12 protein-coding genes and 3 pseudogenes are annotated in these 13,105 nt (G+C 69.2%); 3 read left to right on the top strand and 12 right to left on the bottom strand.

Annotated features, from left to right (window positions below; all coding sequences use genetic code 11):
- Position 1: 1 nt before the first annotated feature.
- From folD to JGR78_RS06605, 5 genes are read right to left on the bottom strand one after another with little or no spacing between them, the layout of a single operon-like run.
- Positions 2-892, bottom strand: a complete 891-nt coding sequence (folD, locus tag JGR78_RS06625) for a bifunctional methylenetetrahydrofolate dehydrogenase/methenyltetrahydrofolate cyclohydrolase FolD (RefSeq protein WP_182791214.1) — start codon at positions 890-892, stop codon at positions 2-4.
- Complete coding sequence (locus JGR78_RS06620; RefSeq protein ID WP_234450896.1) at positions 889-1,467, bottom strand: sarcosine oxidase subunit gamma; 579 nt, start codon at positions 1,465-1,467, stop codon at positions 889-891. The genes folD and JGR78_RS06620 overlap by 4 nt, the downstream gene beginning before the upstream one ends.
- The gene (locus JGR78_RS06615) at positions 1,460-4,390 is read right to left on the bottom strand and encodes a sarcosine oxidase subunit alpha family protein (protein WP_182803641.1); all 2,931 of its coding nucleotides are present in this window, start codon (positions 4,388-4,390) and stop codon (positions 1,460-1,462) included. The genes JGR78_RS06620 and JGR78_RS06615 overlap by 8 nt, the downstream gene beginning before the upstream one ends.
- A complete protein-coding gene (locus JGR78_RS06610; RefSeq protein ID WP_182791217.1) occupies positions 4,387-4,677 on the bottom strand; it encodes a sarcosine oxidase subunit delta in 291 nt (96 codons plus the stop codon). Before JGR78_RS06610 ends, JGR78_RS06615 begins: the two co-directional genes overlap by 4 nt.
- A 9-nt stretch (positions 4,678-4,686) precedes the next feature.
- Positions 4,687-5,937, bottom strand: a complete 1,251-nt coding sequence (locus JGR78_RS06605; protein ID WP_182803638.1) for a sarcosine oxidase subunit beta family protein — start codon at positions 5,935-5,937, stop codon at positions 4,687-4,689.
- Between the two features lie 118 nt (positions 5,938-6,055).
- Between JGR78_RS06605 and JGR78_RS06600 the strand changes: the two genes are divergently transcribed.
- Entirely contained in the window at positions 6,056-7,030 is a 975-nt protein-coding gene (locus tag JGR78_RS06600; protein ID WP_182791219.1) for a GlxA family transcriptional regulator, read from the top strand.
- On the opposite strand, the pseudogene JGR78_RS06595 reads toward JGR78_RS06600, so the two are convergent.
- The 3 genes and pseudogenes from JGR78_RS06595 to JGR78_RS06585 all read right to left on the bottom strand — a co-directional run bounded on the left by JGR78_RS06595 (position 7,014) and on the right by JGR78_RS06585 (position 8,981).
- Positions 7,014-7,763 (bottom strand): annotated as a pseudogene (locus tag JGR78_RS06595) (amino acid ABC transporter ATP-binding protein). The gene JGR78_RS06600 and the pseudogene JGR78_RS06595 sit on opposite strands and share 17 nt — an antisense overlap.
- A 10-nt stretch (positions 7,764-7,773) precedes the next feature.
- Positions 7,774-8,556, bottom strand: a complete 783-nt coding sequence (locus tag JGR78_RS06590; RefSeq protein ID WP_182803636.1) for an amino acid ABC transporter permease — start codon at positions 8,554-8,556, stop codon at positions 7,774-7,776.
- An 89-nt stretch (positions 8,557-8,645) separates the two neighbouring features.
- On the bottom strand, positions 8,646-8,981 hold the full coding sequence (locus JGR78_RS06585) for an ABC transporter permease subunit (RefSeq protein ID WP_234450895.1): 336 nt from the start codon (positions 8,979-8,981) through the stop codon (positions 8,646-8,648).
- A gap of 26 nt (positions 8,982-9,007) precedes the next feature.
- Between JGR78_RS06585 and JGR78_RS06580 the strand changes: the two genes are divergently transcribed.
- Both JGR78_RS06580 and JGR78_RS18605 read left to right on the top strand, forming a co-directional pair.
- Positions 9,008-9,754: an ABC transporter substrate-binding protein gene (locus JGR78_RS06580; RefSeq protein WP_234450893.1), complete on the top strand. Its 747-nt coding sequence runs from the start codon at positions 9,008-9,010 to the stop codon at positions 9,752-9,754.
- Positions 9,751-10,767, top strand: a pseudogene (locus JGR78_RS18605) (histidine kinase dimerization/phospho-acceptor domain-containing protein); the annotation flags it as partial. The gene JGR78_RS06580 and the pseudogene JGR78_RS18605, both read left to right, overlap by 4 nt.
- A gap of 123 nt (positions 10,768-10,890) precedes the next feature.
- Here the strand turns inward: JGR78_RS18605 and JGR78_RS18600 are convergent.
- The 4 genes and pseudogenes from JGR78_RS18600 to JGR78_RS06555 form a co-directional block, all read right to left on the bottom strand.
- Positions 10,891-11,505, bottom strand: a pseudogene (locus JGR78_RS18600) (LysR family transcriptional regulator); the annotation flags it as partial.
- Positions 11,506-11,592: 87 nt separating this feature from the next.
- Positions 11,593-11,820 carry a hypothetical protein gene (locus JGR78_RS18595; RefSeq protein WP_370576524.1) on the bottom strand — a complete coding sequence of 76 codons (228 nt, stop codon included), beginning with the start codon at positions 11,818-11,820 and terminating at the stop codon, positions 11,593-11,595.
- A gap of 38 nt (positions 11,821-11,858) precedes the next feature.
- Positions 11,859-12,404 carry a hypothetical protein gene (locus JGR78_RS06560; protein ID WP_182803735.1) on the bottom strand — a complete coding sequence of 182 codons (546 nt, stop codon included), beginning with the start codon at positions 12,402-12,404 and terminating at the stop codon, positions 11,859-11,861.
- Entirely contained in the window at positions 12,401-13,069 is a 669-nt protein-coding gene (locus JGR78_RS06555; protein ID WP_182803628.1) for an FAD-dependent oxidoreductase, read from the bottom strand. The genes JGR78_RS06560 and JGR78_RS06555 overlap by 4 nt, the downstream gene beginning before the upstream one ends.
- Positions 13,070-13,105 lie beyond the last annotated feature (36 nt).

Here is a 13,105-nt window from a genome sequence, read left to right as displayed (position 1 = left end):
ATCAGGCGGTAAGGCCTTGCGGTTCGGCAAGCCCGTTGGCGCGGCAGCAGGCCGTCAGGGTGTTGGCCAGCAGGCAGGCGATGGTCATCGGGCCGACGCCGCCGGGAACCGGGGTGATCGCACCGGCGACCTGCACCGCTTCGTCGAAATCGACGTCGCCGACAAGGCGGGCCTTTCCGTCCCGCTCGACCCGGTTGATGCCGACGTCGATGACGGTTGCCCCCGGCTTGACCCAGTCGCCCCGGATCATTCCGGGGCGGCCCACGGCGGCGACCAGGATATCGGCGCGGCGGCAAACCTCGGGCAGATCGCGGGTGCGGCTGTGGGCGATGGTCACGGTGCAACTGTCGCCAAGCAGCAGTTGCGCCATCGGCTTGCCGACGATGTTCGACCGGCCGACGACAACGGCGTTCAGCCCCGACAGGCTGCCATGCAGATCGCGCAGCATCATCAGGCAACCCAGAGGCGTGCAGGGCACCATCGACTTCTGCCCCGTGCCCAGCAGGCCGACGTTCAGAACGTGGAAGCCATCGACGTCCTTGGCCGGGTCAAGGCGGTTGATGATCATTTCCGAATCAAGGTGATCGGGCAGGGGCAGTTGCACAAGGATGCCGTGAACCGCCGCATCGGCGTTCAGCCGGTCGATCAGCGCGATCAGATCGGCCTCGGGGGTGTCGGCGGGCAGGCGATGTTCGAAACTGCCCATCCCGACCTCGCGCGTCTGGATGCCTTTGTTTTTGACATAGACCGCCGAGGCGGGGTCCTCGCCCACCAGCACCACGGCGAGGCCGGGGGTGAGGCCGTGGTCGGAGTTGATCCGGGCGACATGGGCCGCCACCTTCTCGCGGATGCCCTGCGCAAAGTCGCGGCCGTCGATGATCTTCGCCGTCATGCCGCCACCTCGACCTGCCGCGAGATCGCGGTTTCCAGGGCGTGCCACAGCGACCCGGCAGCCGAGCGCATGCCGATGACCGCCAGCCGGTCCGGGGCGCGGCGGATGACAAAGACGCCGAGATGCTCCAGCCCGGTGCGGGCGGCGGAACCGGGCTGAAGCCGCTGCGGATCGAGGTTCACGAGCTTGGCCAGCAGATCGGTGATCGGCCGCTCGCCTGCGGACGAGCGGATCTCGAAGGCGACAAAGCCGTCGGTCTGCTCGGTCACGGACGCATCCGGGCAATCGGCGGCGACCCGGGCCGCGAAGTCGCTGTCCGCCAGCCCGTGCCCCTCGATCATCCACTGGTCTGGCCCGGTCCAGAAGGCCGAGACTTCCCCGGCCGCGGTCCAGCCGCCGGGCGCGGGAAGGCTCAGCCCCAAGGGCGAGGGCTGGGCCGCATCCCGCCGCCGCGCCACCGAAGCAAGCGCCAGTTCCGGGTTCTCGCGGATGCTCAGCGCGCCATGGCGCGCCTCGGCCGGCGCGGAACCGCCGGTGGCGCAAAGAGGGGAAAGGTCAGGCACGCGATCAGGCACGGAGGCGTTCTCCTTCGGGGTCGATGAAATGGGGACTGGTGACGCGCACCCGCACAGTCTGGTTCTGAAGCGGGTTGGCCGCAACGATCACCTCGCCCATGCGCGCCGCGCCGTCTTCCAGGAAGCCGAGGCCGATGCCGTGGCCCAGATGCGGGCTGTGCGCGCCCGAGGTGATCCAGCCCTGATCGGTCCCGGTGTTCCGCTCGGCCCCTTCGGTGAAGAGATGCGCCCCCGCGACCAGCGGCTCGGCCGGATCGACGGGCTGCAGGCCCACCAGTACACGCCGGTCATCGACCAGCCCGGCCCGGCGCGACATGACGGCGCCGATCGAGTCCTTCTTCGTGGAGACCATCCGCCCCAGCCCCAGCATCTGCGCGGTGGTCTGACCGTTCAGCTCGTTGCCCGCCGCATGGCCCTTTTCGATCCGCATGACGCCAAGCGCCTCGGTCCCGTAGGGGGTGGCGCCAAGGTCCGCGCCGGTTTCCACCAGCCGCGCCATCAGCGCGTTGCCATAGCGGGCGGGCACCGCGATCTCGTAGGCCAGTTCGCCCGAGAACGAGATGCGGAACAGCCGCGCGCGCAGCCCCCCGCAGACGGTCAGGCTGGCGCAGGCCATGAAGGGAAAGGCCTCGTTCGACAGGTCGAAGCCGTCCACGACACGTTCCAGCAGGCGGCGGGCATTCGGCCCGGCGACAGCGATCTGCGCCCAGGCGTCGGTGGTCGAGATCAGTTGCACGTCCAGGTCCGGCCACAGGCACTGGCGGCAGAACTCCATGTGGCGGTAGATCGTGCCCGCATTGGCCGTGGTCGTGGTGACGACGTAATGCCTGTCCGCCAGCCGGGCGCAGGTGCCGTCGTCCCAGACGATCCCGTCCTCGCGCAGCATCAGACCATAGCGGACCATGCCGACCTTCAGGCTGCCCATGGCATTGGCATAGAGGCGGTTCAGGAACTCGCCCGCATCGGCGCCCTGCACATCGACCTTGCCCAGCGTCGTCACGTCGCAGATGCCGACGCCCTTGCGGGTGGCCAGCACCTCACGGTCCACCGTCTCGCGCCAGTGGCTTTCACCGGGCTGCGGGAAATATTGCGCGCGCATCCACTGGCCGACCTCGACGAAGACCGCGCCCTGGGCGGCGGCCCATTCATGCGTCGGCGTCAGACGGCGCGGCTTGAAATGCCCGCCGTTGTCGCCGCCCCCCAGCGCTGACAGCGCGACGGGGGTATAGGGCGGGCGGAAGACCGTGGTGCCGGTCTGCGGGATGGTCTGGTCGGTCAGTTCCGCCATGACCGCCAGCGCCGTCACGTTCGCCGTCTTGCCCTGGTCGGTCGCCATCCCCAGCGTGGTCCAGCGCTTGAGATGCTCGACCGAGCGCATGTTTTCCAGATACGACAGCGCGATGTCCTTGACGGTCACGTCGTTCTGGAAATCCACCCAGGCGCGGCCCTTGCCGGGGACATGCCACAGGGGATGCAGGTTCAGGCCCGCATCCTCGGCCCGCGGCAGGCCGGGCAGGGGGGCGTCGATGCCGAGATCCGCCAGCGCGTCCCGCGCGGCCTCGGCCCCCGACCGCAGCGCGGCGGCGGTCGAGCCATGCCCGGCGGCGGCCCCGGCGGCGACCAGCCCCTCCGGCCCGTCGGGGGGCGGCAGGAAGGCTTGCGCCGCCTCGTCCCAGACCGGGCGGCCCCGGTGGTGCGAGGCCAGATGCACGTTCGGGTTCCACCCGCCCGAGACGCCGAGCGCGCCGCAGTCCAGCCATTCGGCCCGCCCGTTCCGCGTGACCTGAACCGCGCGCAAGCCGTGACGGCCCTTGCTGTCCGTGACCATGGCGCCCGCGAACAGCGGATAGTCGCCCTGCGCTGTGGCATTGGCACGCGGGTCGATCACGCCCGCGATGCTGATGCCCTTGCCCAGCAGGTCCAGCGCCGTCCGGTGCCCGTCGTCGTTGTTGGTGAAGATCGCCACCCGGTCGGCGGGGGCCGCGGCGTAGCGGTTGGCATAGGCCCGCAGCGCCCCCGCCAGCATCACGCCGGGGCGGTCGTTGTTGGCGAAGGGGATATGCCGCTCGGTCGCGCCGGCGGCCAGAACGGCGCGGCGGGCGGTGATCCGCCAGAGCGTCTGGCGCAGCTTGCCGGGGGCGGGAAGGTGGTCCGACACCCTTTCGAGCGCGCCATAGACGCCGGAATCGAAGACGCCGTAGACCGTGGTGCGGCGCATGATCCGCAGGTTAGGCAGGCTGGAAAGCTCGGCCTCGACCGCGGCGATCCACTCGGTCGCGGGGGCGTCGTTCAGCGGATGGGCTTCCGCCAGCAGCCGCCCGCCCAAGCGGAAGTCCTCGTCGGCAAGGATCACCCGCGCGCCCGCCCGCGCCGCCGTCAGGGCCGCCGCCAGACCCGCCGCGCCGCCGCCGGTCACCAGCAGGTCGCAATGCAGGAAGCCCTTGTCATAGGCATCGGGGTCGGGCTGGCCCGACAGCCGCCCAAGCCCCGCCGCGCGGCGGATGGCGGGTTCGTAGAACTTCTCCCAGAACTTCTGCGGCCACATGAAGGTCTTGTAATAGAAGCCCGCCGCGAAGAAGGGCGAGAACCAGTCGTTCACCGCCAAGAGGTCGCGTTTCAGCGAGCCGACATGGTTCTGGCTGCGCGCCTGAAGCCCGTCGAACAGTTCCACCACGGTGGCGCGGGTGTTCGGCTCGGACCGCGCGCCGCTGCCGATCTCCACCAGCGCGTTCGGTTCTTCGGACCCGGCGGTGAAGATGCCGCGCGGGCGGTGATACTTGAAGCTGCGGCCGACTAGCCCGACGCCGGTCGCCATCAGCGCCGAGGCGAGCGTGTCGCCCGGATGGCCGGTGAAGTCCTTCCCGTTGAAGCTGAAGCGCAGCCTGCGCGAGCGGTCTATCAACCCGCCGGATAGCCGGGTCATGCCGCACCCCCTTTCGCGCGCAGTGCCACGTCACGGGCAAGCTCGGCGCCCAGAACCTCATGGGTCAGGGTGTTGCGGGTGACGACCAGCCACGAGCGGTCGCCCTGTTCGTGGAACCAAAGTTCGCGATGCACGCCGGCCGGGTTGTCGCGCAGATAGACGTAATCGTGGAACGCGGGCTGCGCGCCCTCGGCCATGCCGTCGGGGCGGTCCAGCAGCGAGGCCGAGCCGAGGCAGAAGAACTCCTGCGCGTCGCGCGGGCCGAGAAGGGGGTGGGGGATAAGCATGTCAGGCTCTCAATGCAGATTGGGCGAGGCGCCCATGCCTTTTTCGTCGATCAGGTAGCCGCGCTCGAAGCGGTCCAGCCGATAGGCCTTGGCGGTGTCATGGGGTGTGTCGGTCGCCAGCAGATGGGCGAAGCAATAGCCGCTGGCGGGCGTCGCCTTGAAGCCGCCATAGCACCAGCCTGCGTTCAGGTAGAGGCTCTCGACCGGGGTGCGGTCGATGATGGGCGAGCCGTCCATCGACATGTCCATGATCCCGCCCCAGACCCGCAGCAGCCTTGCGCGCCCGATCATCGGCATCAGCGCCATGCCGGATTCGGCCACGTCCTCGATCACCGGCAGGTTGCCGCGCTGCGCGTAGGAGTTGTAGCCGTCGATGTCGCCGCCGAAGACCAGCCCGCCCTTGTCGGACTGGCTGACGTAGAAATGCCCGGCGCCGAAGGTGATGACCCCCGGAATGGTCGGCTTCAGCCCCTCGGAGACGAAGGCCTGCAGGACATGGCTTTCGATCGGCAGCCGCATCCCGGCCTGTGACATGACGCGGCTGGACGATCCCGCGACCGCCACGCCGACCTTGCCCGCCCCGATATAGCCGCGCGAAGTCTCGACGCCCTTCACGCGCCCGTTCTCGATACGGAAGCCCGTGACCTCGCAGTTCTGGATCAGGTCCACCCCTGCGAGGTCCGCGCCCCGCGCATAGCCCCAGGCGACGCCGTCATGGCGCGCAGTGCCGCCACGGCGCTGCAGCAAGCCGCCCTTGATCGGGAAGCGGGCGTTGTCGAAATTCAGAAAGGGGGTCATCCGCCGCACCTGGTCGCGGTCCAGTAGCTCCGCATCCGCCCCAGCCAGCAGCATCGCATTGCCCCGCCTGCGGTAAGCGTCGCGCTGGCCGTCGCTGTGGAACAGGTTCAGGATGCCGCGCTGGCTGACCATCGCGTTGAAGTTCAGAAGCTGCTCCATGTTCTCCCAGAGCTTCATGGAGAACTCGTAGAACGGCTCGTTCCCCGGCAGCAGGTAGTTGGAACGGATGATCGTCGTGTTGCGGCCGATGTTGCCGGACCCCAGCCAGCTTTTTTCCAGCAGGGCGATGCGGGCCTGCCTGAAGGTGGTGGCGAGGTAATAGGCGGTTGCCAGCCCGTGCCCGCCGCCGCCGACGACGACATAGTCATAGGCGGGCCGGGGGTCGGGGTTGCGCCACAGAGGGCGCCAGCCGCGATGGCCGCTCAGCGCCTCTTTGACAACCCGGTAAGCCGAATAGCGCAAGTCGGATCATCCTTAAGTCAGCAGGGTCTGCGAGGTTCGTAGCGCGGCGCGGCGCGCGCGGCTTGCACAGTGCGGACATATTCTTGTCCACCTCGGACGCGCGTGTTACTGGCGCGCCATGCGGATCGGTTTCATCCTGACGCCCGATCATGGGCTGATGTCGGTCGCCTCGGCGGTCGAGCCGCTGCGGGCGGCCAACCACCTGGCGGGCCGGTCGCTTTACCATTTCCAGTTCCATTCCGTCGCTGGTGGCTTTGCTGCCTCGTCCTCGGGCGGGGGCTTCGACACGCAGCCGCTGGCCGACGCCGCGGACGCCGGGCTGGACCTCGCGATGGTCGTCTCGGGCGGCAATCCGATGCTGCACGACGATCCCGCGCTGATGCGGGGGCTGCGCGGGCTGGCGCAGAAGGGGATGCGGCTGGGCGGGATTTCCGGCGGCTCGGCGCATCTGGCCAAGGCGGGGCTGATGGCGGGGCGGCGCTTCACCGTCCATTGGACCCATATCGACGCGCTGCAGGAATACGGCCCCGACCTGCTGATCGAACGCGCCCTCTATGTCATCGACCGCGACCGCTATACCTGCGCGGGGGGGGTGGGCGCTATGGACATGATGGGGGCGCTGATCGCCCGCGAGCATGGGGCGTCGTTCGCCCGTGAGGTCAGCGATTGGTTCATCCACCCCCGCCTGCGCACGGCCGACGAGCCGCAGCAGCCCGGCGCGGGACAGCGTTTCGACCTGCACCACCCGGCGCTTGAGGCGGCGGTGGAACTGATGGCCAGCCACCTTGCCGACCCGCTGGCGCCCGAGCAACTCGCGACGCTGTCCGGCGCCAGCGCCCGGCAGTTGCAACGCCTGTTCGCGGCCCGGTTCGGGCAGACGATGACGGGTTTCTACCGCGATCTGCGGCTGGCCAAGGCGGATGAATTGCTGCAGCAGACCGCGCTGCCGGTGCTTGAGATTGCGGTGATGACCGGGTTTTCCAGCGCCGCCCATTTCACCCGCTGCTTTGCCGACAGATACGGCACGCCCCCGGGCCGCAGGCGGCGGGCGGCGGAAGCGGTCTCTCGCCCGCCCGTCAGAGCACCTGGTTGAGAAAATCGCGCGTCCGCGGGTCCTTGGCGCTGGTGAAGAACTCGGCGGGCGGGCCGTGTTCGACGATCACGCCGCGGTCGGTGAAATAGATGTGGTCGGCGATCTCGCGGGCAAAGCCCATCTCGTGGGTGACGAGGATGCAGGTCATGCCCTCGGCGGCCAAGTCCTTGATCGTGACCAGCACCTCCTTGACCGTTTCCGGGTCCAGCGCCGCCGTCACCTCGTCGAACAGCATCACGTCGGGCCGCATCGCAAGCGACCGGGCGATGGCCACCCGCTGCTGCTAGCCGCCGGACAGCTCGCCGGGATAGTGATCCTCTTTCCCTTCCAGCCGCACCTTCTTCAGCAGGGCGCGGGCGCGGGCCTCGACCTCGGCCTTGTCCTCCTTCAGCACCTTGACCGGCGCCATCATCACGTTCTGCAGGGCGGTCTTGTGCGGGAACAGGTTGTATTGCTGGAACACCATCCCGACCTTGCGCCGCAGCGCCAGCTTGTCGAGTTTCGGGTCATGCACCTCCTGCCCCTCGACCTGGATCGAGCCGCCCTGGATGTCGTTCAGCGCGTTGATGCAGCGGATCAGGGTGGACTTGCCCGACCCCGAGGGGCCGATGATGCAGACCACCTCGCCCTTCATCACGTCGAAGCTGATGCCGCGCAGCACCTCGACCTGGCCGAAGGACTTGCGGACGTCGCGGATGCGGACGATGGGCTGGCTCTTGGTCCAGTTCGTCATCGGGAACCTCTCAGGTCTTGACGGCGAACCGCCGCTCCGGCCGCATCGTCAGGCGTGCGATCGGATAGCAGCAGGCCAGGAAAAGCAGCAGGGCGAAGCCGTAGAAAGACATCGGAAGCTCGGGATAGTTGCCCCCGGCCTCCATCGCCTGACGGGTCAGGCTGATGACCTCGTTCACGCCCAGCAGCGAGGCCAGCGGCGTGGACATGGCCATGGTCGCATACCAGTTCATCCACGGCGGCAGCATCCGCTTGACGCATTGCGGCAGGATGATCTGCCAGATGGTCTGCTGCCGGGTGAAGCCCAGCGATTCCGCGCCCTCCCACTGGGCGGTTGGCACCGACTGGACCGCGCCGCGCACCACCTCGGCGATGTTGGCCGACACCGGCAGGGCGAGGCCGATCACCACCTTGATCCAGCCGGGCAGGGGGATCGTCATGCCGAACGTCTGCACCTGAAAGGGCAGGCCCAGCAGGACGATGAACAGCAGCACCAGCCACGGCACGTTGCGGAAGAAGGTGACATAGACCTGCACGATGCCGCGCAGCACCCGGTTGCGCGAGATGAGGCCCATCCCGGCCAGCCCCCCCGCCATGGTCCCCAGCAGCATGGCAAGAACCGAGATCAGGACGTTGAAGAGGAACCCCTGGGTCAACAGGAACGGCGCCCAGCGGATCACCGCCTCGAAGGCCGAGGCGGCGTCGCGGCCGGACTGCGCCATGACCGCGAAGGGAAACAGCGCGGCAAGCGCCAGCAGCCAGGCCGCGGGGATCGAGGCGATCCAGCGCAGCATGAAGAAATCGTCCCAAGCCGGCCCGCGCGGGGCTGAAGGGCAGCAGCACCGGCAGCGCACCCCTGACCGGCGCCATCGGAACGGGGGTCTTACGCGCCATAGCCGGGAATCCTCATCCTGCGTTCCCATGTGCCCATGCCGGCCGAGACGATGCCGACCAGGCCCAGGTAGAGGACCAGCATCAGCAGCATCGTCGGGTTCTGCGCTGACGGATAGTCGTTCCAGATCGACACCGACTGGTAGAGCAGTTCGGGCACCGCGATCGCATAGGCCTGGTTCGTGGTCTTGACGAGGTTGACCAGGTTCGCGGTCAGCGCCGGCATCGAGATGCGCAGCGCAAGCGGGAAGACGACGTTGTTGCAGGTCATCAGCCGGGACATCCCCAGCGATTCCGCCGCCTCGCGGGTGGAATCGGGCACCGTCACCGCCCGCCCTGTCCCGGCGCGGGGTCGTGGCCGGGCTGGCCTCGGCGGGACTTGCGGCGGCGGGACTGGCCGCGCCGCATGTCGCGGCGGCATCGTCGCGCGAATGGTCGATGATCGCGATGGAGCATTTTCCCCCCTACAACCACCTGAAGGGCGGCGAGCTTGTCGGCCTCGACATCGACATCCTGACCGACGCGGCCCGCGATCTGGGCATAACGATGCGGATGCTGCCGCTGCCTTGGCAGCGGGCGATCCTCTCGTTCGAGACGGGCGCCGCGGACGGGCTGTTCCAGTTGACGCCGACGCCCCGGCGCATCCGCCATTGGCACATGACGGGGCCGATGCGGATGACGCGGCTGGTCTTCATGGTCCCGGCCGGATCGGGGCTGGCGGACATCGGCGGCCTTGGCGGGCTGTCCGGGCAGGTCGTGGGAACGGTCAACGGCTTCACCTATGGCGCCGCCTTCGACGAGGCGCGCGGCTTCATCCGCGAAGGCTCGATGGACGACGAGACCAGCCTGCGCAAGCTGCTGCTCGGCCGCGCGAGCGTGATCCTCGGCGGCGAGGCCAACCTGGTTCATGCGGCCGACAGGCTGAGGGTCCGGGACCGGGTGCGCATCCTTCCGACCCCGCTTGCGGAACAGCCGCGCTATGCCGCCTTCCGCCGCGATCCCGCCGGGGCTGGGAAAGCTGCGCTTCTGGGGACGGTCCTGCGGCAGATGACGGACGATGGCCGCGTGGACCGCATCCTGCGGCGGCATCGGCCGGGATGAGCGTGCCCCGGCGCAGCAGCGGCGGCATCGCGCGCAAGATCGCGCTGGCCAGCATCATCATCAGCGTTGCATCAGGCATCGGGCTGGGCGGGATCAGCGCTTATGGCGATTTCCGCCGCAGCTTCGCCTCGGCGATCGAGAACTCGGAACGCCTGCTCCGCGCCGCGCTGCCGCAACTGGAAAGCGCCTGCTGGGACCTGGACCTCGTGGCCACGCAGACGACGCTGGACCGGCAGGCCGAGGCGCCGCTGGTCCATTCCCTGTCCCTGCGGGATCTCGTCTTCGCGCCCGACGACCTGCGGACGGTCAACATCGGCCCGCTCGCGGCGCAATCCGACCTGGCCGCGGAACCCCGGTCGGCGCTGGGCCGGCTGGTGCCGCGGGACTGGCTGTCGGGGCGGCTGGAATTCGATCTCTCGGCCCCGCGCTCGCCCGAGCCGATCGCCCGGCTGAACGTCGATCTGTCCTTTGCCGGGCTTTACGACGAGCTGGGCCGCCGCGCGATCAGCGTCGTCGCGGTCACGGTCCTGCAGGCGCTGCTGATCGCGGGCATCCTGTTCGTGCTGATCCGCAGCCTCGTCATCCGCCCGCTGAATTCGTTGAGCCGGGCGGCGCGGACGCAGCGCGAGGGCGGGGGCTCCCGCCTGACCGGCAGGGCGGCCGGGCTGCTGTCCGAGGGACGCGACGACGAGATCGCCAGCCTCGCCCGCGACTTCACCCTGACCGTGACAAGAATGGAGCGTTACCGCGACAACCTGCGCGGAGAGGTGGAGCAGCGCACCGCCGAACTGGTGCTGGCCCGCAACGACGCGCTGGCGGCGTCCCGCGCGAAATCGGCGTTCCTCGCGAACATGAGCCATGAATTGCGCACGCCTCTGAACGCGATCACCGGCCTGCCGGAACTGCTGCTGGCCGAACGGCTTCCCTCGGCGGTGCAGCGCCATGTGCCGGACATGCGCAGCGCCGCCCGGCAACTGCTGGGCAGCATCGACACGGTGCTGGACCTGTCCAAGCTGGAAGCCGGGCGCATGATGTTCGAGCATGTCCCCTTCGCCCCCGAGGAGGTGTTCGACGAGCAGCACCGCCGGGGCGGTGCCCCGCGCGATGTAGTCGCAGGCGCCGGCGGCGAAGCCTTCGGTCTCGTCCTGCGGCGCGTCGAGGCTGGTCAGGAAGATCACCGGAATCCGCGAATGCTGCGGGTCCACCTTGATCCGCCGGCAGAGCGCGTATCCCGCCATCTCGGGCATGTGGACGTCCAGCTTCGCCAGATCGGCCCGCCCGCCCGCCGCCAGCCAGTCAAGCGCATCGCTGGCGCTGGTATGGGCGATCACGTCATAGCGGCCGCGCAGGATGTCGTGCAGCCGCTGGATGTTCGCGGGCATGTCGTCCACGACCAGAATGCGCGCCCGTTCCGTTCCGGCCTCATCGTCCGGGGTGGGCGAGCCGCCCTCGTTCCCGGCACCTTCCTCCTGCGTTCCGCCGATCATCTGCGAGGCCCGCGCAAGGCTTTCGAGGCTGGCCGAGACCGCCTCGTGATACGGGCGGCTCCAGTCGCGCAGGGTGGTCGCATTGGCGTTGCGCTGGAACAGCGACAGGCCGAGATGGGTTTCCAGCGCCCTGATCTGGCGGCTGACGGCCTCGCGGGTGACGTTCAGCTCGCGCGCGGCCTCGGAAAAGCTGCCCAGCCGGGCTGCGGCTTCAAAGGCGACGATGCTGGTCAGGGGCGGAAGGTTGCGCTTGAGCGACGTCATGGGCCTGATCCTGCGAGGATGCTTTTGAAGCAACCTGCCACCTTTATCCCGGGCGGCGGCCGCCTGCACCCTCTGCGCCGTCCTCCGTCACGCCTCGTTCAGCAGGGCGGCCCGCCCGACCGGCTGGTTTTCATGCGCCATGGTGTAGATGCGATCGAGGAACGCGCCCGCGTCGGGGCCGCGCACCGCCAGCTTGCCCAGCGTCGAGACGTCTAGCATCCCCCCGCCTTCGCGTACGAGGCGGACCCCGTCGGCGACCACCCCGGCAGAGTCGCCGCAACAAAGCGGCCGCCACCACAGGGCTGCCGGGATCATCTTCGCGCCTGCCGCGTGGTGCCAGCCGTCCATCGGCGTCAGCCGGTCATGGCTGTGCCGCGGACCGGCCGGCAGCCCAGCTTTTCCGGCCCGAAGGACAGGCGCGAGGTCGTGACCCCGATCTGCGCCACGCTGCGGCCAGCGAGGTGCATCGACGCCGGAAGGCCCGTCAGCGGAAAGCTCTGGCTTTCCTCATCAAAGCCCAGCTTCGCCCCGGCATGCAGCCGAAGCTGGTAGCCGGGGGTGGTGTCCGCGTCGATCAAGGCAAAGTCGCAGTCCAGCAGCTCAGGCCCGGCAGGGGATTCAACGCGCAGCGACTTCACCCGGCGGTTGCCGCGGGTTCCATGCGCCACGGCGATCGTCGCGCCCTCCACGATGCGCAGGCCCTCGGCGCGCAGTTCGGAAACCATTGCCTCGGGCAGCCGGGCCGCTTGCGGGATCACCACGACCGCGACGGGAACCCCGGCATCGTCCAGATCCAGCGCGGCCGCCGCCCCGTGCGGTATTCCGGCGAAGATCACCGCGCGGCTGCCGGGGGGGACCCCGTCATGCCGCAGCAGCCGCTGGACGGCCAAGGCTGTCACGATGTTGGGCAGGTCGTTGTTGCGAAAGACCAGGGGTTGGTCCTGCGTGCCCGCCGCGATGACCACCTGCGCGGGCCGATGCGGGAAAGCAGGTCGCCCTGCAGCACGGGGATGAAGTTGTCCGTGAACCAGCCGTTGCAGGTCGCCCCCAGCAGGACGCGCAGGGCCTCGCGCTGCCGCTGCAGCAGGTCGCCCGCATGGCGGCCCTGGGTCAGGGCGCCGCCGGTTTCCGGCTCGGAATCGACCAGAACGACCTCGACCCCTGCCTGCGCGGCTGTTCGCGCCGCCGCCATGGCGGCCGGACCGGCGCCCACCACGAGGACGTCGCAATGAAGGTTCTGCTTGCGGCAATCCGCCGGGGGCAGGGCGGTGGCGATGCGGCCCAGGCCCGCCGACTTGCGGATCAGCGGTCCCCAGTAGCACAGCCAGTCGGCCTTCCGAGGGCCGAAGAAGCTGCGGTAGTAGAAGCCCACCGGCATGAAGCCGCCGGAGCGGTCCAGCGCGCTGTTCAGGTCGCGGTCGGCCGGCGCGTTCGGCTCGGACCCGATCTGGACCAGCGTGTCGGCGTCCTGCCCGGCCATGGTCAGGGGGCCGCGCGGGCGGTGATACTTGAACGACCGCGACATGACCCAGCGGCCGGACCCCAGCAGCGCGCTGGCCACCATGAAGCTCGCGCACCGTCTGCGGATCGACGACCTCGA

It is taken from the genome of Paracoccus sp. MC1862 (assembly GCF_016617715.1).
Classification (GTDB): domain Bacteria; phylum Pseudomonadota; class Alphaproteobacteria; order Rhodobacterales; family Rhodobacteraceae; genus Paracoccus.
This window is presented reverse-complemented; position numbering and strand designations above follow the sequence as displayed.